Source organism: Pseudoalteromonas sp. P1-26, assembly GCF_001401795.1.
Lineage (GTDB): Bacteria > Pseudomonadota > Gammaproteobacteria > Enterobacterales > Alteromonadaceae > Pseudoalteromonas.
This window is the reverse complement of record NZ_LKDX01000060.1, coordinates 1-23,270: the sequence shown is the minus strand read 5'-3', so window position 1 is coordinate 23,270 and position 23,270 is coordinate 1. Positions and strand designations below refer to the sequence as shown.

The following is a 23,270-nucleotide window of genomic DNA, read 5'->3' as shown; positions in this document are numbered from 1 at the left end:
CTAACTTGCTAACTTGCTAACTTGCTAACTTGCTAACTTGCTAACTTGCTAACTTGCTAACTTGCTAACTTGCTAACTTGCTAACTTGCATACACAAAAAAGCGGCACTTGGCCGCTTTTCTTAAGTAAGGTGTGTTGTTAGCAGTTAGTTTCTTCTGCGTTAACACCTTCTTTTACTTCTTCACATGCATCTTCAACTGCATTTTGTGTATCAGTAATTGCTTCATCAATACGCTCACCTGCGTCTTCAGCAGAGTTGTCTTCACAACCCATGATGAATAAACCTGAAAATAGGGCGATAGTAGCGGCTTTTAAAGTTGAATTTTTCATAATGAAATTCCTTGTAAATTTAAAATAAAGTAAGTGGTTATCTGCTTTTAACTACTTAGGGACACTGCCTCTAAGTGCTCCTGATACCAGCGAAATAACTAGTAATACTAAAAATATAAAAAAGATAATCTTAGCGATGCCTGCAGCGGCTCCTGCGATACCGCCAAAACCTAACACTGCTGCGATTAACGCGATAACTAAAAAAGTAATTGTCCAGCGTAACATAGTGGTCTCCTTGGCTATTTAAATTTTCTTAAGTTCGATGTAACTAAAGCGAGTTCTGTGCCATAAGTTTTATTTTATATATTTCAACGGGTTGGGTGTTTTTGTTGTTCTTGAGAGGGTTCATCATTTGGTAACTTTTACGAGTAAGCATGTAACTTATTCATAGTGATATTTTTTCATATTGAGCTGAATGAAGAAAAAGAGTATTTCTGTGATTATTGGTAAGACCAATTTAACTTTATTGTAAGGTAATAGCTCTAACACCTTGTTGTGCGTGGTTTTTAGGCTTTTTACTATGATTGGTTAATAGCTGAACATATAACGTTTGGCTATATTGACTATTTATATCATCTATAACGGGGCTTTAAATGCGCTAATAGTAGGGTGTTAATTATATGTGCGTCATGTTATTTTAAATTTAATTGGTTTTACCAATTTACAATGGTGCTATACAAATGAATTTTGTTTGTTATTATTGGTGCATAATTATTTAACAAAAATAACTTTTTATTTTAAGTAAGCGAGGGGAGTCGTATGGATATAGGTGGATTACTCACCACTGCGGCCAGTTTGATGGTGACAGGCATGGTAGGCGTGTTTGTTTTTCTGACTATTTTGATTTCAGCAGTCACTTTAATGTCAAAGGTAGTGGGTCGATTTGATGATCCTGCAACTGCAGAACCTACGCGTACAGCAAAAATTCAACCTCAACAGGGTGTGCCACAGGCACATATTGCAGCAATCAGCGCTGCAATTGCTCAATTTCGAAATAAACAAAAATAACGGGGCAGCTTAAACATGGCTAAATTAAAATTAACCGAATTAGTATTGCGTGACGCACACCAGTCTCTTTTGGCAACGCGTATGCGCTTAGACGATATGCTACCCATGGCAGAAAAACTCGATAATGCGGGTTACTGGTCAATTGAATCATGGGGTGGTGCGACGTTTGACTCGTGTATCCGTTATTTAGGTGAAGATCCTTGGCAACGTATTCGCGAGCTAAAAGCGGCAATGCCAAACACTAAGCAACAAATGCTACTACGCGGACAGAATCTTCTAGGTTACCGTCATTATGCTGATGATGTAGTCGAAAAGTTTGTTGAGCGTGCCCACAAAAACGGTGTTGATGTTTTCCGTATTTTTGATGCGATGAACGATGTACGTAACCTTGAAACTGCCATTAAAGCTGCAGTTAAAGTAGGTGCTCATGCCCAAGGTACTATTTCGTACACAGTAAGCCCAGTCCATACGCTTGATATGTGGCTTGAGCTTGCAAAACAACTAGAAGATCTTGGTTGTCATTCAATTTGTATCAAAGATATGGCGGGTTTATTAAAGCCATATGATTGCGAACAATTGATCAAAGGCTTAAAAGAAACTGTATCTATTCCTATCGCAATGCAATGTCACGCGACGACAGGTTTAAGTACTGCAACTTACCAAAAAGCAATCGATGCGGGTATCGATATGCTTGATACGGCGATTTCGTCAATGAGTATGACCTACGGTCATAGTGCCACAGAAACTATTGTTTCAATTGTAGAAGGCACTGAGCGTGACACCGGCCTTAATTTAAATGAGTTAGAAGAAATTGCCGCTTATTTCCGTGATGTACGTAAGAAATACGCTGCATTTGAAGGCAGCCTTAAAGGTGTTGATGGTCGTATCTTATTAGCCCAAGTACCTGGCGGTATGTTAACTAACATGGAAAATCAGCTTAAAGAGCAAGGTGCTGCTGATAAGCTTGATCAAGTATTACTTGAGATCCCGCGTGTACGTGAAGACTTAGGTTACATTCCTCTAGTTACACCAACGTCGCAAATTGTAGGTACTCAAGCGGTACTCAATGTACTGACTGGCGAGCGTTATAAAACCATCACAAAAGAAACTGCAGGTGTACTCAAAGGCGAGTATGGTGCAACACCGGCGCCAATGAATAAAGAGCTACAAGAGCGTGTACTAGAGGGGGCTGAAGCAATTACGTGCCGTCCTGCTGATAAGCTTGAACCTGAACTTGAGAAGCTTGAAGCAGAGTTATTAAGTGAAGCTAAAGAGCAAGGTTTAGAGCTTGCTGATGACGTGATTGATGATGTGCTTACTTACGCATTATTCCCTCAAATCGGCCTTAAGTTTATTAAAAACCGTAACAACCCTGATGCGTTTGAAGCAATACCAACGGGTGAAGTCGCTAAGTCAGAAACTAAGCCAGCCTCTACAAGCTCTGCAAAAGCAGAGCAATACAGCGTTAAAGTTGATGGCAAAGTTTACGATGTCGTTGTAGCGCAAGGTGGTGAGCTCAAAGAAGTAACCCTAAAAGACAGTGAGTTAATTCCTCAGTCAGCTTCAGCGTCTGTTAGCGAAACCTTAAACGCGCCGTTAGCAGGCAATATTTTCAAAGTGAAGGTAAAAGCTGGCCAAACAGTAAATGAAGGTGATGTGGTTATCATTATGGAAGCGATGAAAATGGAAACAGAAGTTCGCGCTGCACACTCAGGCACAATAGCTGAAGTATTAGTAGCAGAAGGCGACTCTGTTGCCACTGGCGATGCGCTAATCGCACTGGCATAGGAGACAGAGGATGGATGGTGTTTTAAACCTCTGGCATGCCACGGGTATTGCTAACTTTACTTTTCCAGCATTGATCATGATTGCGGTTGGTTGCTTGTTACTCTATTTAGCAATCGCCCGTAACTTTGAGCCACTGTTGTTATTACCTATCGGCTTTGGGGCTATTTTAACTAATATCCCAGTTGCTGGGTTATCTGAGCCGGGTGGTCTTTTATATTACGTTTACCATATCGGGATTGACTCTGGGGTATTCCCACTTTTGATCTTTATGGGCGTGGGTGCACTCACAGACTTTAGTGCCCTGATAGCAAATCCGCGTATGTTGCTGTTGGGCGCGGCTGCGCAGTTTGGTATTTTTGCTACTTTATTTGGTGCAATTCTACTTAACTTTATTCCTGGCTTTGAATTTTCGCTACAGGATGCATCGGCCATCGCCATTATTGGTGGGGCAGATGGTCCAACAGCTATTTTCTTAGCATCTAAGTTGGCACCTGATTTACTTGGTGCAATCGCAGTAGCGGCTTATTCATACATGGCACTTGTGCCAATTATTCAGCCGCCAATTATGCGCGCACTAACAACGCAAGAAGAGCGCGAAATTCAAATGCCGCAACTTCGTACAGTATCGAAAAAAGAGAAAATTGTTTTTCCATTAATGGTGCTTAGTTTAACTATCTTGTTTTTACCTGCGGCAACACCGCTGGTAGGTATGTTCTGCTTAGGTAACTTGATGCGTGAATCAGGTGTGGTTGATCGTTTAAGCAATAGTGCACAAAACGAAATCATCAACATTACCACCATTTTCTTAGGCTTAGCGGTAGGCTCAAAGCTTGCAGCCGATAAGTTCTTAACCGTAGAAACAATCGGTATTTTGGTGTTAGGTGCTTTAGCCTTTGCAATCGGTACAGCTTCAGGGGTGTTTATGGCAAAAGGTCTTAATAAGATCTCTAAATCGCCAATCAACCCATTAGTAGGCGCAGCAGGTGTGTCAGCGGTACCAATGGCAGCACGTGTGGTTAATAAGGTAGGCCTTGAGAGCAACCCGCATAACTTCTTGTTAATGCATGCCATGGGACCAAACGTAGCAGGGGTATTAGGAAGTGCCGTTGCAGCAGGTATTTTGTTAGCGATTGTTGGCTAATAACACGATTAAGTCGATTTACTTCCAACCGACTGGCGCAGTAATTTTACTGCGCTTTTTTTTGCCTATAGACTAGGGTCACCCTAAAGAAATTGTAGTTAAATGATAGTTGTGTAAGGAAGCCGCCATGAATGTTTTTATTATCTTATTATGCCTTTTTGTTGCTTTGGTTATTTTAATACCGCTACTTGAAAAGTATCAGTCTAAAATGGGGCTTGATGGCGCGACAAAGTATGCAAAGTATATTTGGCCACTGGTGATGATTTCGCTGATTATTCAACTTATCTATGTTCTTTTAAGGTAATAATAGTATTAACCCGCAGTGCTATCAGTACTGATTTTAGTAAAGTCTATAATAGTTTTAGCCAGATTTATTCTGGCACAAAAAAGCCGCTTCAATTGAAGCGGCTTTTACATGTTTACTTAACTACTTATTTAACGCTAATTGTAACTCACGGTTACGCTGTAATTGAGCTAAGAAGTTATCAGCAATCGGTTTAAACTTAGCTAACTCATCGCGCGGTAGAGGCTCTGATTTAGGTAGTTTGACCGTTTTAGGGTTACGGTGTACACCGTTTACTAAGAATTCATAGTGTAAGTGTGGGCCCGTCACACGACCTGTCGCACCAACAGTACCAATCTTCTGGCCTTGTTTCACTTTCTGACCAGTTCTAACCATCTTTTTGTTTAAGTGTAAGTACTTAGTCACATACTGTGTGCCATGGCTAATAAATACATAATTACCATTGTATTTACTGTAGCCTGCTTTAATCACTTTACCATTACCCGATGATACAACTGGCGTACCGGTACGCGCTGCGTAATCGATACCGTTATGAGGTTTTACCGTTTTGGTCACTGGGTGTAAACGACGCGGATTAAAGCTCGAGCTAATATACTTAAAGTTAACTGGCGCACGTAAGAAGGCTTTTTTCATGCTACGGCCTTCAGGTGTGTAGAAGTTACCATCAGTATGGCGAATAGCGGTATAACGCTCACCTTGGTTAATAAATTCTGCGGCAATAATTTTACCATCACCAATGTACTCACCATCAACATAGTGAGCTTCATAAATTAGACCAAATTGGTCACCTTTACGAATGTCATTAGCAAAGTCGACATCCCAACCGAAGATGTCAGCAAAATTCATAATTTGACGCTCGCTCAAGCCAGCGGCAATGCCTGACGTCCAAAAACTATTAGAGATCTCGCCGCCAGCCGACTTACTTAGCGTTTCGATTTCTTTGCTATCGATAGAAGTGTCGTAGTTACCTTCGTCATTTAATGTAACGTATAAGGTATCTGTTTTTGAGATCACATAACGTAGCTGCGCTAGAGAACCATCTTCAGCCGTTGCAAAGCTTAAGATTTCGCCTGGGTGAATTTTTGTTAACTTACGAGTTTCAGCGTTGGTGTTAACTAGTTTGTGTAATGTTTGCGCTGAGAAACCCGCACGTTTAAAGATAAGTGCTAAATTATCGCCATTTCGTACTTCATGGTCGATAAGCTCGTATTCTGGAAGTTTTGCTGCTGCTTGCTGTGAATTAAGCTCAGTTAGTTTTTCGTTATCATCAACTTTAACTTGTAATTCGTAGCGTTTGCCAATTTCAAGTGCTTTTGCACTGTTATCCTTTGAAGCGGTGGCTTTTTCAGAAGGCAATAATGCCAAGCCAACAATAGCAGAAACCAAACCGAGAATAAGCAGTTTGTGTTTTTTGGGAAGTTTGTGCACTACGTGAACCATATCGTGCCTTTTCTGCTGTCAAGAAATTTAAATACTAATATCGCAGGATATACCTAAAATAGAGCAAATACCAGTGTTTTGTAGATTTAAACTGGCGCAATTTTACGCTAGAATTGCTCAGCGCGTTAAACTTTTTTGGTTAAAATTGCAGCAGATGCCTATGGTTAAACTAAATCTATATTAGTTAACTAAAGTACCTTCATTAAATTGCAATAACGCGGTATAAAGAACAATCATGCGCGCTGCCTTCAGGGCTGTTTCTTAAACTATTTAAGTTAGGCTTTTTTCTAGTGTCGCTTTTTGGTGCTAACTAGCTAAATTTTAAAGTTTTTAGTTCTATATTTATAACCCTGACAGGCCACCACGCCCCGGTAGCTGAATTTTTGGAGTAATACACAGTGGATTTACAAACCGCTCTAGCTGAGATAAAACGCGGTGCAGAAGAGATATTAATTGAAGACGAATTAGTCGAAAAGCTAAAGTCTGGTAAGAAACTTAAGATCAAAGCGGGTTTCGATCCAACTGCGCCTGATCTGCATTTAGGTCATACAGTTCTTATCAACAAAATGAAAACCTTCCAAGACTTAGGTCATGAAGTGATTTTCTTAATCGGTGACTTCACCGGTATGATTGGTGATCCAACGGGTAAAAACGTAACACGTAAACCGTTAACTCGTGAAGATGTTTTAGCTAATGCTGAAACCTATAAAGAGCAAGTATTTAAAATTCTTGATCCTGCTAAAACAACTGTTGCATTCAACTCTGCTTGGATGGAGAACTTAGGTGCAGCAGGTATGATTAAACTGGCTGCGCGTCAAACAGTAGCACGTATGCTAGAACGTGATGACTTTAAAAAGCGTTATGCCAACGGTCAATCGATTGCTATCCACGAATTTTTATATCCACTGGTACAAGGTTGGGACTCAGTTGCATTAGAAGCTGATGTTGAGCTTGGCGGTACAGACCAACGTTTTAACCTATTAATGGGTCGTGAATTACAAAAAGACGAAGGCCAAAAGCCACAAACAGTACTTATGATGCCACTGCTTGAAGGTACTGACGGCGTTCAGAAAATGTCTAAGTCATTAGGTAATTACATTGGTATTACTGATGAGCCAAACGACATGTTTGGTAAAGTAATGTCTATCAGCGATGATCTAATGTGGCGTTACTATGACTTATTAAGTGCATTATCTATCGAAGAAATTGCTGCGCTTAAACAGCGTGTTGCTGATGGTGCAAACCCGCGTGACATCAAGATTGAGCTTGCAAAAGAAATGATTGCACGTTTCCACAGTGAAGAAGCAGCCGAAGGTGCTCATCAAGATTTCATCAAGCGTTTCCAAAAGAATGCATTACCAGATGAGATCCCAGAAGTGACAGTAACAATTGCTGAAGATACTGTGTTTATTACTAATCTATTAAAAGAAGCTAACCTTGTAGCTAGTACGTCAGAAGCAATGCGTATGATTAAACAAGGTGCTGTAAAGATTAATGGTGAAGAGAAAGTAACGGATACTAAGCTTGAAGTTGCTAAAGGCACAACACAGATTTACCAAGTAGGTAAACGTAAGTTTGCTAAAATCACCTTAGCTTAATAAAGCTAATTGGTATAAAAAAAACCAGCTGCGGCTGGTTTTTTTGTGCTTATATTTTGATTAGTTTGTGAATAGGCCAATTACTTCAATCCCGACTATCAGTAGTAACCAAAATGCTTTCGCTTGATTTAAGCGATTCACTAAGGCAGGAATATCATCGGCATCTGGTAAGCGATCGGTCCCAACACGCATTTTATTAAAGCGCTCACCTTGGTAAAGGGCAGGGCCGCCTAATTGCACTTGCAAAGCAGCCGATGTAACACTTAACAGCCATCCTGTATTGGTTTGATAAAAGTGTCTGCCATAGTGTTTTATATAATGAATACATTGTTTCCTGGCATTGGTTGCTGCAATCGTTAATGCAACTAATCGAGTGGGTAACCACTCCAATACAAACAGTAACTTAGCAATGGGAGCCAAAAACGGGTTGTTGGGTTTTAGGTTTTTTCGCCATGCTTGATGAATTAATGTGAGTAAACGATAAACCAAAGCAAGGATAGCGCCGCCAAGTAGATAAAAGAATATAACGGCAAAATAATGCCGCGCACTTTGTAGCACCAGTGACTCCATGGTTGCTTTGCAAATGCCTGGGGCTGATAAACGTGATACATCACGGGCAACGAGGCTAGCTAGTAGCTCTCTTGCAGTCGCTTTTTGGTTGAGCTTGAGTAATCTGGCAATACGTAATGATTTCTTCTCTTGAGCGCGGCTACTGAGTAACAAATATAAAATTAAGCCATTTAATAGCTCAGGGTAAAAAGCAAACTCTAAAAACAGCACAACCAATGTCACTATCACTAAAATGGTGAGAGTAAAAGCTAAGATTGAGGCTAAATATTGATAGCTTTTGGGGTTCGTTGGGTTGTATAAACGCTCGCTAAGCGCAGAGAAAATAACGGTTAAAAAGGTATTAGGATGATACCAACTAACCAAAGGAAAGAAGCGCTCAGCTAAGAGCGCGACAAAAAATACAATAATGCCCAAATGGTTTTGAACAATATTTGCAATCACCTTATAAACTCACCGATGTTAGCTTCTCTAAAAGAGCAACAACCATTTTAGATGAGTTGATAGATGCCGTTTCGATATACTCTTCAAATGATTGCGGCGACTCTTTGCCAGCAATGTCAGACATTGAACGAATAACAACAAATGGTGTTTCTAGCACATGACAAGCTTGTGCAATTGCTGCACCTTCCATTTCTACTGCAAGCATAGTTGGGAATTCAGCACGTGTTTTTTCAATTCGTACCGGGTCACACATGAATGAATCACCAGTACAAATTAGGCCAATCATGGTTTTAACATCGCTGATTTGACTTACGCTTTGCTCTGCCGCTTCAATCAGTTTAGGGTGCGCAGTAAAGCCTGCTGGCATTTGTGGTACTTGACCGATTTCGTAACCGAATGCAGTTACGTCTACATCATGGTGACGAACTTCTGAAGAAATAACCACATCGCCTACATTTAGCGATGGCTCAAAACCACCTGCAGAACCTGTGTTGATCACACAATCTGGACTGAAGTTATCGATTAGTAGTGTTGTTGCTACTGCAGAAGCCACTTTACCAATACCAGATTGAACTAAAGTAACTGTGTTACCCGCTAGTTCACCGGTGTAAAAGGTAAAACCAGCTTTAGTCATGATGCTTGGGTTTACCATTGCTTCGCGTAAGATTTTTACTTCTGGCTCCATCGCGCCAATAATACCAACGTGCATAATATTTGATTCCTTAGATTGAATAGGATGATTATACCTAAAAATGCCTGAAACAAACAAAAAAGCAGACCTTAAAGTCTGCTTTTGCCAATATTATGACAGGTTATATTTCTGCAAGCGCCGTTGAGTGTGCTTTTGCTTGTGATGGTGATAATACCGCAGGTTTAGTAACGCGGTTGCGTGCAGGTCTTGCAGGCGCTGCTGCAGGTTTACCAAGTTTAAACATGATTGCATCACGCACTTCTCTTGGTTGATAACCTGATTTTACCTTCATGCGAATATGCGGGATGCCTGCCGCTTCTAACGCGCCACTAACAAACCAGTCACGTTGTGCTTTATGGCCGTCGCGGTTGGTGTTATTGACTAAATCAACGGCGGCAACAATAGTAAGTTTGTCTTTGTCGATAAGCACGTAATCTAACTGTTTGTTTTTGGCTTTAGCCATTGCAGCGCGCTTAGCTTTGACAGATAAGCCTTGCTTACAGTCGATTAAATCAATGAGTTTAACGCGGCTGACGATTTTATATTGGTCGCCTACAGCACGTTCTAGAAGATGTAAAAAAGCACTCTCAACTTGCGTAAAAACAGTTTGCTTACGAGTGAAAGGATAAGGGTTTCCGCCTTCATCGGTAAACTTTGACGCAACAACAGAGGCTACTACGACTAATACTAAAATTGATAATAAAGCGAATTCCATACGGTAACTCCACAACAACAAATTGACACTGAAAATTAATAGCAATTAGCGTGCCTAAGTGTGTGAAGTCACCCGAAATCTTTAAGCCGTGTATCCGCCAGCAACCCCTTTAACAGCGATAGCTACTGCGTCGTGGGCATGAAGTGATTCATAGTGGTTTATTTGCAGCCAATAATCTGCGTAGCTTTGCTGTTCAAGTAAACCTTTAATTTTACGAGCAGCATCTTCGCAGAACATGAGGTTTTGACCATTTAAGCGGGCAAACTCTTGCTCATCTTCACGCTTAACTGCCGCTTGTACTGGCGTTTTTAGCTCAGCTTCTAAAGCATCAATTAAGCCAACCACATCAAAACTGTCAATTTGGCTGTCGAGTTTTACTTTCACGTTTGCAATTGAACGCTGTGAGTGTGGTGTAGCAACAATGCCGTCTGTTGTGCCTAGCCATTCTAAAACAGTTTGCTTATCAATATTTTGCTCTGCAAACTTTTCGCTAAAGGCATTTTGAATTAATTGACGAGCAAGAGCCGCTGAACATGGGCATGTTGACGAGTAAGTAACATCAACCATTAACTCAAAACTTACAGTGCCTTGGTTGATCTTAGCGATCAAATGAACAGGGTAGTTTTTCCAACCTACTTTGCCACTTAATAAAGATTTACGACGCAGAGGTAGCTCAAATTTAAATTCGATTTGTGCTTGGTCACTTAAATCATCATGGCTGCTAATAAAGGCATCAAGTGCTTGTTTAAGAGTTTGTGGATTAACTTGCTGCTCGGTTGATAAGGTATCAAGGGCTAAAAATAAACGCGACATATGAATGCCTTTTGCGTCTTCTTTATGCAAGTTTACAAAAGCGCGTGCCTTGGCAATTACATTTACAGGGGCAATATTGCGAGTTTCAAAAATGAAAGGAAGTTCAATTTCGCCCATGCCAACCCAGTCTAATTTACCTGTTTGTAAGGCGGGAGCCGTATCAGCAATATCTGGCATTGTGGTTTGCATGGTAATACTCATTCTTTGCAATTATTAAAGCGCGGTATTTTACATGAAAAAATATAAAAAAGCGGCGTTGATGAAAAAATTCTATGTTTATCGCACAATATGAATATTTCTAAAGGAATAGTGATAAAATTAGCTATGCTGTTTTTTTTCGATTATGTGCCTAAGCTTTATATATGATTGATTCTTCTTTGAGTCCGTGGGCTCGCACACTCTCAAGCTTTATTTCTAAGTATGGTGAGTTTAAAACTGCCGCCGCCTGTTATGCCTTATTATTGGTCATGTCGCTGATCTTATCGTGCATGTTTTATTATGTAGCAGTTGGAACGGTAACTTTAGTTGATGTTTTAGCGGTGATGTTCTTCACTGCGGTGGTATCGCCGATTTTAATAACTGTACTGCTTAACTCAATTCGCCAATTAGAAGCCTCCTATAGCTACCTAGATAGCGCAACCAAACAAGAAAAACTGCTCAACCAAACGCTAAAAGATAATATCAGTCGCTTAAATGAAGAGATTGATGAGCGTAAAATGGCGTTTCATGCCAAGCACAGAGCAATAGAAGAACTTAGACGCGAAATCGCCGAGCGTAAGAAAACCCAACAAGAGCTTGCGCAACAAGGCATGCTATTGCGCTCTATTGTCGACTCATCTCCCGATTTATTTTATTACCGCGATAACAATGGTGTTTTTGCTGGCTGTAATAAAATGTTTGAACAAGTGATAGGTAAAAGTAGCGATGAGCTAATTGGTAAAAGTGTCGAAGAAATCTACCCAAGTGATTATTTACCAGAAGTACTGCGCACCGACAAAAAAGTATCTCAAACCCATCAAGCTCTGACGCTTGACGTTGAATACCCCGTTGATGGTGAAAAGCGCTGGTTTGAAATGCGTAAGTTACCTTTTATTAATGAAAAAGGTGAGTACATAGGTTTACTTGCCTTTGGCCGTGATATCACCAGTCGTAAAGAAGCAGCACAAGCCCTTGAAGCAGCTTATAAAGATAAAGGGAAATTCATTGCAACTTTAAGCCATGAATTAAGAACGCCGCTTAACGGTATTGTGGGTTTAACCCGCATGCTACTTGATACTGAACTCGATAAACAGCAACGTAGTTGGTGTAACACGGTGTTTTCAAGTGCCGAGACCCTTGGCAATATTTTTAACGATATTATCGACTTGGATAAAATTGACCGTGAGCAGCTCGATATTGTTGCTGACTCAGTCAATGTGGCCGACTTTATTAATGACGTAGTGAATTTTGCAGGCTTAATTGCTGAACAAAAAGGCCTTGAGTTCAATATTAAACGTAAAGGCACACTGGATGTTTACGCATCTCTTGATCCGACCCGCTTACGCCAAGTTGTTTGGAACCTTATCAATAATGCCGTTAAGTTTACTCAGCAAGGCCATGTAGAGCTTGAATGTCGTCGTGAGAATCGTGCCGATGGTCCGTGGTTAGTGATGCGTGTGAGCGACACGGGGCAAGGTATTCCACAAGAGCAGCTGCATCGTATTTTTGACATGTACTACAAAGCACCAGATATTAACGGTACCAATGCTATTGGCTCTGGTATCGGCCTTGCGGTAACAAAAGCACTTGTTAGCGCAATGAAAGGTGAAATTAATGTCAGCAGTACTGAAGGTGAGGGCAGTGTTTTTGTTGTTGAAATACCGCTTAAGCTTTGTATTGCGCCTACCGAGCAAAGTTATGCGGTACGCAGCTTAAACATTCTTTTAGTGGAAGATGTGCCGCTAAATGCTGAAATTGCTACTAACTTACTTGAGCAGCGTGGTCACGAAGTTATTTGGGCTGAAACTGGAGAGGATGCGCTGTCGTTTGTCTACACAGAAGATGACTTAGACCTAGTTTTACTTGATATGCAATTACCTGATATCAATGGTGATGAAGTTGCTCGTCAAATTCGTGACGATGAACACTTTGATAACTTACCAATCGTTGCCTTAACTGCCAACGTGCGTAGCGCCGAAGAAGAGCTTGCTGGTATTAATATTCAAGGTGCACTCGCTAAGCCTATCAATACCACTAAACTCGATAAAATGCTCGGTGAGTTATTTGATATCAAGCAGCAACAAAACTGTCAGCCTGAGCCAATCAAAGCTGTGACTGAAAAAGATTTATCGGGTATTCGCGTTGAGCTGCTCGATATAGAAACCATCGAAGACTTTGTAGGCTCAATGGGGCTGGTTATCTTTAATCGCAGTTGTGAGTTATTTAATAAGTTAAATCCTCAGTACCAAACTGAGCTGGCAGATGCGTTAGCGGCAGATGATAGAGAAGAGTACAAATCGGTGGCACATAAATTAAAAGGTGCAGCTGGCTCTGTAGGTTTAAACGATGTGCAGTTACATGCTAAGAAGATGGAACATGGCGCGCTTGAAGAAAGTAGTGAAGAGTTACAACAGTGGCTTGATGAACTCGCAGTGAAAATAAATGAAGGGCGTGACGCCCTCCAATTATTCTTACAACAGCTAGAAGATTAATTCTAATTAGCTGTCGATTTTACCAATGAAGCGATAGCCTTCACCATGGATGGTGCTGATCAGCTCAGATGTGCTGTTATCGCTTTCAAAGTGTTTTCTGATACGACGAATTGTTACGTCTACAGTACGGTCGTTAGCGCGAAGCTCACGGCCAGTCATGTGCTTGATTAATTGCTCACGGCTGAAGATACGGCCCGGTGAGTCAAGCATTAAGCGTAGCGCGCGGTATTCACCTTTAGGTAAACGTTTAGCGTCGCCGCTTGGAGATGTTAAACAACGGCTGTTTTCATCAAGTTCCCAACCGTTAAATGTGATAACACCATTTGTTTCGATATTCGCTTCTTCGCCACCTAGAGCTGTGCGCGAAATAAGGTTACGAGCACGAATAGTTAATTCGCGAGGGTTGAATGGTTTTGTGATGTAATCATCAGCACCAATTTCAAGACCTAAAATGCGATCAACGTCGTTGTCACGACCTGTTAAGAAAATTAAACCAACGTTACGTTTTTGACGTAATTCACGCGCTAAGATTAGCCCGTTTTTACCTGGTAGGTTGATGTCCATAACTACAAGGTTCACATCATCATTATTTGTAAGCTTGTCATGCATATCATCGCCATCAATGGCTTCAATAACTTTGTAACCTTCAGCTTCAAATAAACTAACGAGGTTTAGTCGAGTTACGTCTTCATCCTCTACGATCAGAATGACTGGCGTTTGCATTGTATATTAACCTTTTCGGAAATTTTATTTACAAAAATTCGGTATTATCAAGCAAAACCGAATACTAGAGATTATAGGATTAGATCCAATTGTTAACAAGTAAAATCAATTTGGATAAAACTTAGCCATAGCTAACAATCGAGATTGCACTTTAAAGTTATGCTGCAATACGTGCTGCTTATTGATATACAGTCGGATTTTATTTCCTTCTTGAACCAGAGAGGCTATACCGCCATTTTCTAAAAAGCTGATACTTTCACCTATAGTTAAAGTATCCAATGAAATTGTATCGGTCCAAAGTGGAAGTATATCATTTTCTAATGTTTCATCAATGTATGTGATATCACAAACTTGAGAAAGTTCAGAAATTTGCTGGGTTTTTTTCACTAATATAACGTTAATTGGTTTTTTGTTAATTTGCAGTTCATTTCTATCTTTAAGGAACGCCCCAGGGCCTTTATCTAAGTCATAAAAGCAAAATGAAATAGGGGGAGGGTTCACTTGGTCATTAAACTTCGTGAACTTAGCAATTTGATACAAAAAGGCTGATTTAACTTGGTCCGGTGATTTGGCAAATGCAGGGCATACAACAAGCAAAGCTAATAAGATACAACTTACTAATCTCATTACGCTGCACCTTCTTGCAATGGCAGAGTAATAATAAAGTGAGCCCCTTCGTCAGCTAGTTCATCGTATACGATGCTACCGCCAAGTGCTTGAGTCACTAAGTTATAAACTAGGTGCATGCCCAAACCACTGCCACCTTCACCACGTTTAGTGGTTACAAATGGGTCAAAAATACGTTTGCGAATTGATTTCTCAACGCCAATACCATTATCGAAGTAATGAATACTCAAGCTACTTTCGTTGCGATCAACATTAAAGGTGATTTCATTATCTTGGTTATCGCTAAATGCATGTATAACAGAGTTGCTTAGCAGCTGTTGTAGTACTTGTTGTAACGGCCCTGATTTGGTTTCAATACTAACGTCATTGCTACAGTTAATCGTAATTTTAGGATTACGATATTGAATCTCTGAGCGCATCGACATCACCACATCATTTAATAAATCATTTAAATTGATTTTGGTGCTGACTTCTACATCTTGATTAACAGCCACTTTCTTAAAGCTAGATACGAGCTCTGCTGCACGGTTAAGATTGCGATAGATAAGATCGAGGTTTTCAATGCCGTCATTAATAAAGCGTTTTAAGTGTGCTGAAGTTAAAGTTTTTTGTTCAAACTGCGCGTGAATTTCTGCCAGCTTATCACGTAACAGCGTTGAGCCTGTAATACCTAACCCAATAGGTGTGTTAACCTCATGAGCAACACCTGCAACCATTTGCCCCAGTGACGCCATTTTCTCATTTTCGACGATTTGGTTTTGGTATTGGTGCATACGCTCAAGGGTATTGAGCAGCTCTTGGTTAGCCTCACGTAATGCGATTGTTCGTTGATTTACTTTTTCTTCAAGGCTTTGGTTAAGTTGTTTTATTTCTTGTTTGTCTTTTTCGTGGCGCTCAATTTGTTTTTGAGTGCGCGAGAGCATAATATTTAAGCTGCCCGCTAGCTGGTTTATTTCATCAATATTGGTTTTTTGTGCGCGAGTATCATAGTTATGGTTTTTCGACACGTCTTGCAGTAGGTTACTTAGCTCATCAATAGGGTTTGCAATGCGTTTTTGAATACGTCTAGCAACAAAGTACACCAGAACTAAAACGAACAAGGTGAGTAAAATATCAATGATAATTTTACGATTGATATATTGGTTTAACCTGTCTAAGCCGCCGCGAATATACACGTAACCTATAGTGTCGCCTTCGTATACGATAGGCGTTATTAGCTCTATATCTTTATCTGTGAAGAGTGGCTCTAACAGGCTATCTATGCTGCCAACCTTAATGGGTACTGGTGGGGTTCGGTTGGCATTAAAGCTACTAAAAAATACTGGCTCATTTGATAACTCATCGATTGAATAAATATGGATGTTTTTAATAAGCGGCACAGATTCAAATGACTTTAAGCGCTCAGATTCGGTCTCGTTATCGTCAAATAACACGGTGACTTGGGCGTTGTAGGCAATTATCTTCGATAAAATAGAGATCTTATCGACAATCAGCGCTTTTTGCTCTTTTACGTCTAGATAGGTCGAAATAGAAATAGACAAAGACAAGCATAACGCAGTGACTAGCATTACCGCATTGGTCAACGCTTTACGAATACTTGTTTGTGTCGAAAATATCGGCATGCGCTATAGAAGGCCAGAATTTTTGTTATTAGTAAGAGTTTAGTCTAGCAAAGACATTTGAAAGTAACTAAATATTTTAAAAAATATTTTTGCTACGAATAAGCTATTTACTCAACTTTTATTTAGCTGAGTAAACGGCAAATTTAGTATTTTTGAAATCTGTGCTGTATTGGCCAAATTGTGCTTCTAAAATCGGTGGGTATTTTAAGAAGCTGTTTGCAACTATGGTCAATTTACCTTGCTTGCTCAAGTGTTGCTTTGCTGAGCTAAGAAATGCTTCGGCAATGGTGTAATCTGTGGCAATCCCCGTATGGAACGGTGGATTACTGATGATTAGGTCAAATTTACCATTAATATCAGTTAAGCCATCACTCAAAATTGCTTGGCCTTTGAGGTCATTTAACGCAAGCGTTTGCTCAGTGGCGTAAGTTGCAAGAGCACTTACATCGCTACATACAAATTCAAGCTCAGGCTGCTTTAAACCTAAGTAAGTAGCAATAATGCCAGCGCCACAAGCAAAGTCGAGTACTTTACCCTTGCTAACAGTTGGCGCATTATTCAGAAGTACCGCAGTGCCTACATCAAGCGCACCGTGGTTAAATACGCCTGGAACACTGATCGCAGTAAATTCAATATCGCCGGCTTTTACTTGGAATTGTTTGTGGTAACGGCTGATAGCAAAGTTATCGTTTAGCGTAAGCTCAGAGAATAAATACAGAATACAGTGCTTGGCACTATCGATTTTGTTACTAAAACCACAGTGGTCTTTAAGTTGTTTCTCTGCTGATTTAACACCGCTTTTATTTTCACCTACTACAAATAGTTGCGCATCTTGATGACAAACAGCACGAATGTTATCAAGGCACATTTGTGCTTCTGGCTTTGCTTTTGGATAATAGTAGATAACTAAATCGTAGTTATTATTTGGAATAGTGTGATCAACCACTGCATGTATCCCGGCTATTTTGCTGGCATACATAGCATTTGCATGGTTATAACTGAACGCAGTAATTTTTGCGTCGGGATTTAGCGCTTTAAGTTCGCGTAAAAAGCCATCTTGCTCAAAGTTAACCACTAAAATCGATTGCCCAACAAGTTCGTCTTCATTACGAAGCAATAGTAAACTTGGGTTGGTTAACTTACTCATGCTGCTTTTACCTTTTATTACTTAGTACGCTCGAACATTAGATCCCATACGCCGTGACCTAAACGGTGACCGCGCTGCTCAAATTTTGTCAGTGGACGTGAATCTGGGCGAGGAACGTAATCGTTAGTTTCTGATTGGTTTTTGTAGCCTTCAGCCACTTGCATTACTTCAAGCATATGCTCTGCATAATTTTCCCAGTCAGTCGCCATATGGAAAACACCGCCAATTTTTAATTTGCTACGTAATTTTTGTGCAAACTCTGGTTGTACGATACGACGCTTATGGTGACGTTTTTTATGCCATGGATCAGGGAAGAATAATTGCAGCTTAGATAAGCTTTCATCGGCAATACAGTCAGCAAGCACTTCAACCGCATCATGCTCGAATACGCGTAAGTTTGTTACACCAGCTTCATCGGCATCCATTAAACAAGCACCTACACCTGGGCGGTGAACTTCAATACCAATGAAGTTAAGTTCTGGTGCGTTTTTAGCCATTTCAACTAGCGATTTGCCCATACCAAAACCGATTTCTAGTACCACATCGTTATCGTTACCAAACACTTCTGCTAGGTTTAGCATGCCATTTTTGTGCTCAAGGCCCATAGTTGGCCAACACTTCTCGATGGCTGCCGCTTGGCCTTTTGTTAGGCGACCTTCGCGCTTAACGAAACTACGAATCGTGCGGATGTATTTACCCTCTTGCTTTGCTTGCTCGAGGTTTGGGTTACTTGAGTCACTCATATATTTTGGCCTGATTAAAATACTGACTATAGAAAAAGGTTGCGTATTATCCCTGACCTGCGCCTTGAGTACAATAGTCAGGGCCTGTTTATCTTTCGAGATTAATATTGCGATCATGTACGAGCTATTTAGATAGAGCAGAGCCTCTTCGGCTTGCTTGGCCTAACTAACTGCAATAGACTTGGCCGAAATGAGCTTCAGCAAGTAAAGATGTTATTTTGAATTTAAGCAATAAGGAGTCAACCTGGTTTGCAAACCAAGTGGTTGACTGGTACCACCTTCACGGTCGTAAAACTCTGCCATGGCAGCTAAATAAAACCCCTTATAAGGTATGGATCTCTGAGGTCATGCTACAGCAGACCCAAGTAGTAACTGTTATTCCTTACTTTGAAAAGTTTATGCAAAGCTTTCCTGACATCATTGCGCTTGCTAATGCGGATGAAGATCAGGTGCTTCACCATTGGACTGGGCTTGGCTATTACGCCCGTGCGCGCAACTTACATAAAACGGCAAAAATTGTTCGTGATAAATACCAAGGTAAATTTCCAACCACGCTTGAAGAGGTGATGGACTTGCCGGGTATTGGTCGTTCAACTGCTGGGGCAATTTTGTCTTTATCACTTGGCCAACATCATCCAATTTTAGATGGTAATGTTAAACGAGTACTGGCACGCTTTTTTATGATTGAAGGCTGGTATGGGGTGAAAAAGGTCGAAAATCAGCTTTGGTCATTATCATCGCAATTAACGCCTAAAGAGTCGGTCACTGAGTTTAATCAGGCAATGATGGATTTAGGTGCAAGTCTTTGTTCGCGAAGTAAGTTTGACTGTGAGCCTTGCCCTTTAAATAGTAAATGCCTTGCTTTTAAAGAAGGTAAAGTTAAAGAGTTCCCGCATTCAAAGCCGAAAAAAGCTGTGCCGAAAAAGTCATGTCATCAGCTTATACTAGCCTGCGATAATAAAGTGCTTATGGAAAAGCGTCCAAATTCAGGGATATGGGGTGGTTTATTTGGTTTTTTTGAGTTTAGCGAATTATCTGAGCTAGAAACATTTTTAGCCCAGCATGGTTTATCAAACAACACGCAGGTACTTGAAGCCTTTACCCATGTATTTTCGCATTTTGAGCTAACCATCAACCCACATGTTTTAACCTTGCCGAGTATTCCAGATCTTATTAATGAGCGGCAACTAGTTTGGTATCCGCTTGATGAGTCAGTTGAGGTTGGCCTTGCAGCCCCAACGAAAAAGCTGGTTAAACAATTAAGCGCAATAGATTACAATAGCATCACGCAATAAGAGTAGAGAGCAATTATGGCACGCACAGTATTTTGTCAAAAGTTACAAAAAGAAGCTGAAGGCTTAGGCTTCCAACTATACCCAGGTGAACTAGGTGAAAAGATTTTCAACAACATCAGTAAAGAAGCATGGGGCCAATGGCAACATAAGCAAACGATGTTGATCAACGAAAAACATCTGAACATGATGGACCCAGAGCACCGTGCTTTTTTAGAAGAGCAAATGGTAGGTTTCTTATTTGAAGGTAAAGACGTGGAAATCGAAGGCTACCGTCCACCAGAAAAATAAACGAAGAAATTAAAAGTAAAAAGGGCCAATAGGCCCTTTTTTAATGTGTTGCTTCTTGCTCAGCTCTTTGTATTTGCTCTTTTAAGAATTGAGCTACTTTGGAGTATTCAATTTCATAACTATCCCGCAGTTCAATTAAATCATCGCTTGACAGTTCATCTTCTTTGCAGCGTTGTTCAAATTCGGCAGCTAGTTCTGCAACTTTCATTGCACCAATCGTTTTTGAGATTGACTTGAGCTGATGACAGGCTGAAATTATTTTCTCTAAGTCTTGCTCAATAACACCACTGTTGATTTCTTTACTAAGTTGATTACTTTGCTCTAAATACATTTTGAAAAAGCGTAGTTTCTTTGCTTCATCATTGTTTACATAGTTAGCAAGCATCGCCATATCAATAGGCGCTGTGGGTCTTTTAACTTCAAGTTTAGTGGCTTCAGGGTTCGTTTTGTATGCACATTTGTGCAAAGTGGCCTCGAGCACATTTAGCTCAACAGGCTTGGTGATGTAATCATTCATCCCTATGCTTAAACAGCGTTCTTTTTCGCCCTTAAGGGCATTGGCGGTGATAGCAATCACATAAGGTTGCGCGTTAATATCTTCAAGCTGCGATGCTTCATGACGAATTTTTTCAACCATATCGTAGCCTGACATTTTCGGCATGTGTAAATCGGTCAAGATAATTGAGTGTTTACCTTCACGCCATGCTTCAAGGCCTTTTTCACCATTTTCAGCTACTTCAACACCATAACCTAATAGATGGAGCTGATCAGTTAACACTTGCTGATTTAATACGTTGTCTTCAACAAGCAATACAAGTTTGTTCTCTTCGCGGGCTTTATCAACACTTAAATAGTCGTTAAATGACTTAGCCGAAGCAATTTGTTTTGGCTTATGTAAACCTGCCGCCACTAGTAGCGACATCATAAAGTTAGACTTACACAGCGGTGCAGCATTTAGATAGAAGATATTTTTATGATTAACAGCGGCTTCATCTAGTTTACTTAACACAATTACTTGCTGTTTATTGTCTTCTAAGGTGTATAGCAAGCGACGTAAGATATAGTTAATATCTTCCATGGTTTCGATACCATCGAGGATCCAAATAATATCTTTTTTATCTTGTTCAGCTTCGATTTTGTCGCTGCTATCAGCAATAACAGGTGTTGCCCCCATAAATGATAGATAACGAGTAAGTAGTTTTTTGCGGCCATCATGATTGGTTACAACTACAACACGTTGGTCTTTCATTACCTGCTTGTGAGCATATTCAACTTTACCTTGTGTACTAAAAGGTAACTCGACAACAAACTCACTACCAATACCTAAATCACTTGTTACAGAGATGGTACCTAGCATTAGCTCAGTTAAGCTTTTACAAATCGATAAGCCTAAACCAGTACCACCGTATTCACGGGTGATTGAGCCTTCAGCTTGAATGAATGGGTTAAAGATTTCGCGAAGCTGTGCTTGCGTCATACCCTTGCCGTTGTCTAATACGCTAAAACGCAGGGTGTAGTGATCAGTGGTGTTTTGAGCCACCTCTACCGAGATTTTAACGTGGCCTTTATGTTTATCATCAGTACTAGTAAACTTAATTGCATTACTGCATAGGTTATAAAGTACTTGGCGAACACGCACCGTATCACCAATCAAATTTGTAGGGATATCTGGCGCAATTGCCAGCTCTAATTCAAGGTCACGCTTTTTGGCCACCGATGATAAAACACGAGCGACTTCTTCAATGGTGTCTGACACTGAGAAAGGAATATTATCGATATTCAGTTTACCTGCTTCGATTTTCGAGAAATCGAGAATGTCATCTAATATGCCTAATAAAGAAAATGCAGAATCACGAATAATTGTACTTAATCTGTGCTGCGCACCATCAAGCTCAGTTTGGCGAAGTAAGTCAATGGTACCGATAACCCCATTCATAGGGGTGCGAATTTCATGGCTCATGGTTGCTAAGAAAGTCGTTTTGGTCTCGTTTGCCTGTTCGGCTTTGAGAGTTGCTTGCTCAAGAGCTAGAGTACGGTTTTGTACTTCGTTTTCTAGACCACTTTGTAGTTTCTGTAAATCTGCCTGAGCAGCTTTGTTTTCTGTTATTGCTGATTGAACTTTATTAAGTAATAAATTGATATTTTTTGCTACTGAATCCAAACCAAAATCAAGGTTTTCATTTACTTGGGCTTGGTAGTCAGCATTGTCTGTGATGGCCATTAACTCACTGCTTAATGACTCACTACTTTTAGTAAAACGCTTATTAATAAAGATACTTAAGGCAAAAGATAAAATAGCCAGTGCTACTAAAGTCAACGCGGCTAAACCATATGCAAGACTTGCAGACTGCGCAATGGGTTCAGCAATCGGGTGTTGCTTTATAACTAGTTCACCAACTGGTTGATCATTAAACTCTAACACCGTATGAATAAGGGTGTTTTGTTCTAGCTTTTGATTAACTTTACTGGCTTCGATTAGCTTCTTATTACTGGCGTATACAAGCGATACATCGCCGTTGAATTCATATCGATATAAATAGTAATCAAAGCCATCATTAAGCAGGTGACTTAAATCGAGAACCTCTTTTACTTTATCTTGGCCAGGCATAGTTAATGCGCTGATTAGAGGTGCTGAAAGCTGATTTGATAATTGCTGCGCTGTGATAGTTGGTTTGCTATCTTGCTGAGTTACTTCACTTGTTGGATAAAAAGAGTAAGCAACAACCGCAAGTAGGGTGATGACAAGATTCGTGATTATAAAAAGCGGTAGTAGGCCTTTTACAGGTGAATTTGATTTACTTGGCATGGCTTTAGTCCAACAAATTATACAGCATCATTAAGCATATTCTTGATTATTGGACAATCCTACCATCTATGAAGAAAAATTCACCACGTTTTTAACATAGGTAACCCTTTTATGATGAGGGTCAACCAAAAAGCACAAAGTTTGTAGATTAAATAAGCTAAAAACTATTAAAAACAGCAATCTTGATTGAAAACTGTGCAAACAGTTAGAATCCTCAAAAAAAAGTTGACTTGAGAAGGCAAAACCCGTTTAATACGCCGCACGCCCAGATAGCTCAGTCGGTAGAGCAGAGGATTGAAAATCCTCGTGTCGGTGGTTCGATTCCGCCTCTGGGCACCATTATTTAATATATTGGTGTTTAATTTATGCTTTAAACATCAGTATCGTGCATAGCACACAGATTTAGTGTGCCGACTTAGCTCAGTTGGTAGAGCAACTGACTTGTAATCAGTAGGTCATCCGTTCAACTCGGATAGTCGGCACCATTTAT

21 protein-coding genes and 2 tRNA genes are annotated in these 23,270 nt (G+C 40.3%); 10 read left to right on the top strand and 13 right to left on the bottom strand.

Annotated elements, in window-relative coordinates:
- Positions 1-138: 138 nt before the first annotated feature.
- Both AN394_RS19310 and AN394_RS21780 read right to left on the bottom strand, forming a co-directional pair.
- Positions 139-330: a hypothetical protein gene (locus tag AN394_RS19310; RefSeq protein WP_054551284.1), complete on the bottom strand. Its 192-nt coding sequence runs from the start codon at positions 328-330 to the stop codon at positions 139-141.
- A gap of 51 nt (positions 331-381) precedes the next feature.
- Positions 382-555 (bottom strand): DUF1328 domain-containing protein, encoded by a 174-nt coding sequence (locus AN394_RS21780; protein WP_064971747.1) that lies wholly within the window; start codon positions 553-555, stop codon positions 382-384.
- A 534-nt stretch (positions 556-1,089) separates the two neighbouring features.
- On the opposite strand from AN394_RS21780, the gene AN394_RS19305 reads away from it, so the two are divergent.
- From AN394_RS19305 to AN394_RS22205, 4 genes are all read left to right on the top strand, one after another.
- Entirely contained in the window at positions 1,090-1,338 is a 249-nt protein-coding gene (locus AN394_RS19305; RefSeq protein ID WP_054560781.1) for an OadG family protein, read from the top strand.
- A 15-nt stretch (positions 1,339-1,353) separates the two neighbouring features.
- Positions 1,354-3,126: a sodium-extruding oxaloacetate decarboxylase subunit alpha gene (gene oadA / locus AN394_RS19300; protein ID WP_055022307.1), complete on the top strand. Its 1,773-nt coding sequence runs from the start codon at positions 1,354-1,356 to the stop codon at positions 3,124-3,126.
- Between the two features lie 10 nt (positions 3,127-3,136).
- Entirely contained in the window at positions 3,137-4,267 is a 1,131-nt protein-coding gene (locus AN394_RS19295; RefSeq protein ID WP_054560779.1) for a sodium ion-translocating decarboxylase subunit beta, read from the top strand.
- 127 nt (positions 4,268-4,394) lie between these two features.
- Positions 4,395-4,571 carry a hypothetical protein gene (locus AN394_RS22205; protein WP_200907848.1) on the top strand — a complete coding sequence of 59 codons (177 nt, stop codon included), beginning with the start codon at positions 4,395-4,397 and terminating at the stop codon, positions 4,569-4,571.
- A gap of 123 nt (positions 4,572-4,694) precedes the next feature.
- On the opposite strand, the gene AN394_RS19290 is transcribed toward AN394_RS22205, so the two are convergent.
- Complete coding sequence (locus tag AN394_RS19290) at positions 4,695-6,011, bottom strand: peptidoglycan DD-metalloendopeptidase family protein (protein ID WP_054560778.1); 1,317 nt, start codon at positions 6,009-6,011, stop codon at positions 4,695-4,697.
- A 398-nt stretch (positions 6,012-6,409) separates the two neighbouring features.
- Between AN394_RS19290 and tyrS the strand changes: the two genes are divergently transcribed.
- The gene (tyrS, locus tag AN394_RS19285) at positions 6,410-7,609 is read left to right on the top strand and encodes a tyrosine--tRNA ligase (protein ID WP_054560777.1); all 1,200 of its coding nucleotides are present in this window, start codon (positions 6,410-6,412) and stop codon (positions 7,607-7,609) included.
- Positions 7,610-7,669: 60 nt separating this feature from the next.
- Here the strand turns inward: tyrS and AN394_RS19280 are convergent, their stop codons facing one another.
- The 4 genes from AN394_RS19280 to folE2 form a co-directional block, all read right to left on the bottom strand.
- The gene (locus AN394_RS19280) at positions 7,670-8,620 is read right to left on the bottom strand and encodes a cobalamin biosynthesis protein (RefSeq protein ID WP_055022306.1); all 951 of its coding nucleotides are present in this window, start codon (positions 8,618-8,620) and stop codon (positions 7,670-7,672) included.
- 1 nt (position 8,621) lies between these two features.
- Positions 8,622-9,329, bottom strand: coding sequence for a 5'-methylthioadenosine/S-adenosylhomocysteine nucleosidase (mtnN, locus tag AN394_RS19275; protein WP_055022305.1), 708 nt, complete (start codon positions 9,327-9,329; stop codon positions 8,622-8,624).
- 103 nt (positions 9,330-9,432) lie between these two features.
- Positions 9,433-10,026, bottom strand: coding sequence for a DUF2726 domain-containing protein (locus AN394_RS19270; RefSeq protein WP_054560775.1), 594 nt, complete (start codon positions 10,024-10,026; stop codon positions 9,433-9,435).
- An 81-nt stretch (positions 10,027-10,107) separates the two neighbouring features.
- On the bottom strand, positions 10,108-11,028 hold the full coding sequence (gene folE2, locus AN394_RS19265; protein WP_055022304.1) for a GTP cyclohydrolase FolE2: 921 nt from the start codon (positions 11,026-11,028) through the stop codon (positions 10,108-10,110).
- A 173-nt stretch (positions 11,029-11,201) separates the two neighbouring features.
- On the opposite strand from folE2, the gene arcB reads away from it, so the two are divergent.
- Positions 11,202-13,529 carry an aerobic respiration two-component sensor histidine kinase ArcB gene (arcB, locus tag AN394_RS19260; protein ID WP_054560773.1) on the top strand — a complete coding sequence of 776 codons (2,328 nt, stop codon included), beginning with the start codon at positions 11,202-11,204 and terminating at the stop codon, positions 13,527-13,529.
- Between the two features lie 6 nt (positions 13,530-13,535).
- On the opposite strand, the gene arcA is transcribed toward arcB, so the two are convergent.
- From arcA to trmB, 5 genes are all read right to left on the bottom strand, one after another.
- Positions 13,536-14,252: a two-component system response regulator ArcA gene (gene arcA, locus AN394_RS19255; RefSeq protein WP_054551295.1), complete on the bottom strand. Its 717-nt coding sequence runs from the start codon at positions 14,250-14,252 to the stop codon at positions 13,536-13,538.
- A gap of 105 nt (positions 14,253-14,357) precedes the next feature.
- Positions 14,358-14,879, bottom strand: coding sequence for a YfiR family protein (locus AN394_RS19250; RefSeq protein ID WP_054560772.1), 522 nt, complete (start codon positions 14,877-14,879; stop codon positions 14,358-14,360).
- Positions 14,879-16,501: an ATP-binding protein gene (locus AN394_RS19245; RefSeq protein WP_055022303.1), complete on the bottom strand. Its 1,623-nt coding sequence runs from the start codon at positions 16,499-16,501 to the stop codon at positions 14,879-14,881. Before AN394_RS19245 ends, AN394_RS19250 begins: the two co-directional genes overlap by 1 nt.
- A gap of 118 nt (positions 16,502-16,619) precedes the next feature.
- Positions 16,620-17,648 carry a 16S rRNA (guanine(1207)-N(2))-methyltransferase RsmC gene (gene rsmC, locus AN394_RS19240; protein WP_054560770.1) on the bottom strand — a complete coding sequence of 343 codons (1,029 nt, stop codon included), beginning with the start codon at positions 17,646-17,648 and terminating at the stop codon, positions 16,620-16,622.
- A gap of 17 nt (positions 17,649-17,665) precedes the next feature.
- Positions 17,666-18,391 (bottom strand): tRNA (guanosine(46)-N7)-methyltransferase TrmB, encoded by a 726-nt coding sequence (trmB, locus tag AN394_RS19235; protein WP_054560769.1) that lies wholly within the window; start codon positions 18,389-18,391, stop codon positions 17,666-17,668.
- A gap of 218 nt (positions 18,392-18,609) precedes the next feature.
- On the opposite strand from trmB, the gene mutY reads away from it, so the two are divergent.
- Both mutY and AN394_RS19225 read left to right on the top strand, forming a co-directional pair.
- A complete protein-coding gene (gene mutY, locus AN394_RS19230) occupies positions 18,610-19,686 on the top strand; it encodes an A/G-specific adenine glycosylase (RefSeq protein WP_408003017.1) in 1,077 nt (358 codons plus the stop codon).
- Positions 19,687-19,701: 15 nt separating this feature from the next.
- Positions 19,702-19,974 (top strand): oxidative damage protection protein, encoded by a 273-nt coding sequence (locus tag AN394_RS19225; protein WP_036970432.1) that lies wholly within the window; start codon positions 19,702-19,704, stop codon positions 19,972-19,974.
- Positions 19,975-20,014: 40 nt separating this feature from the next.
- Here AN394_RS19225 and AN394_RS19220 read toward each other — a convergent pair whose 3' ends face one another.
- Positions 20,015-22,780 (bottom strand): ATP-binding protein, encoded by a 2,766-nt coding sequence (locus AN394_RS19220; protein WP_055022301.1) that lies wholly within the window; start codon positions 22,778-22,780, stop codon positions 20,015-20,017.
- Positions 22,781-23,043: 263 nt separating this feature from the next.
- Here AN394_RS19220 and AN394_RS19215 point away from each other — a divergent pair.
- Together AN394_RS19215 and AN394_RS19210 are read left to right on the top strand one after the other, a co-directional pair.
- A tRNA-Phe gene (locus tag AN394_RS19215) sits at positions 23,044-23,119 on the top strand.
- Positions 23,120-23,189: 70 nt separating this feature from the next.
- Positions 23,190-23,265 (top strand) — tRNA-Thr (locus AN394_RS19210).
- Positions 23,266-23,270 lie beyond the last annotated feature (5 nt).

Coding starts and splice junctions, on each gene's coding strand:
- AN394_RS21780 (WP_064971747.1), bottom strand. CDS start 555: ATGTTACGCTGGACAATTACTTTTTTAGTTATCGCGTTAATCGCAGCA.
- AN394_RS22205 (WP_200907848.1), top strand. CDS start 4,395: ATGAATGTTTTTATTATCTTATTATGCCTTTTTGTTGCTTTGGTTATT.
- AN394_RS19220 (WP_055022301.1), bottom strand. CDS start 22,780: ATGCCAAGTAAATCAAATTCACCTGTAAAAGGCCTACTACCGCTTTTT.
- AN394_RS19225 (WP_036970432.1), top strand. CDS start 19,702: ATGGCACGCACAGTATTTTGTCAAAAGTTACAAAAAGAAGCTGAAGGC.
- mtnN (WP_055022305.1), bottom strand. CDS start 9,329: ATGCACGTTGGTATTATTGGCGCGATGGAGCCAGAAGTAAAAATCTTA.
- AN394_RS19250 (WP_054560772.1), bottom strand. CDS start 14,879: ATGAGATTAGTAAGTTGTATCTTATTAGCTTTGCTTGTTGTATGCCCT.
- arcB (WP_054560773.1), top strand. CDS start 11,202: ATGATTGATTCTTCTTTGAGTCCGTGGGCTCGCACACTCTCAAGCTTT.
- oadA (WP_055022307.1), top strand. CDS start 1,354: ATGGCTAAATTAAAATTAACCGAATTAGTATTGCGTGACGCACACCAG.
- AN394_RS19310 (WP_054551284.1), bottom strand. CDS start 330: ATGAAAAATTCAACTTTAAAAGCCGCTACTATCGCCCTATTTTCAGGT.
- arcA (WP_054551295.1), bottom strand. CDS start 14,252: ATGCAAACGCCAGTCATTCTGATCGTAGAGGATGAAGACGTAACTCGA.
- folE2 (WP_055022304.1), bottom strand. CDS start 11,028: ATGCAAACCACAATGCCAGATATTGCTGATACGGCTCCCGCCTTACAA.
- trmB (WP_054560769.1), bottom strand. CDS start 18,391: ATGAGTGACTCAAGTAACCCAAACCTCGAGCAAGCAAAGCAAGAGGGT.
- AN394_RS19245 (WP_055022303.1), bottom strand. CDS start 16,501: ATGCCGATATTTTCGACACAAACAAGTATTCGTAAAGCGTTGACCAAT.
- AN394_RS19305 (WP_054560781.1), top strand. CDS start 1,090: ATGGATATAGGTGGATTACTCACCACTGCGGCCAGTTTGATGGTGACA.
- AN394_RS19290 (WP_054560778.1), bottom strand. CDS start 6,011: ATGGTTCACGTAGTGCACAAACTTCCCAAAAAACACAAACTGCTTATT.
- rsmC (WP_054560770.1), bottom strand. CDS start 17,648: ATGAGTAAGTTAACCAACCCAAGTTTACTATTGCTTCGTAATGAAGAC.
- AN394_RS19295 (WP_054560779.1), top strand. CDS start 3,137: ATGGATGGTGTTTTAAACCTCTGGCATGCCACGGGTATTGCTAACTTT.
- AN394_RS19270 (WP_054560775.1), bottom strand. CDS start 10,026: ATGGAATTCGCTTTATTATCAATTTTAGTATTAGTCGTAGTAGCCTCT.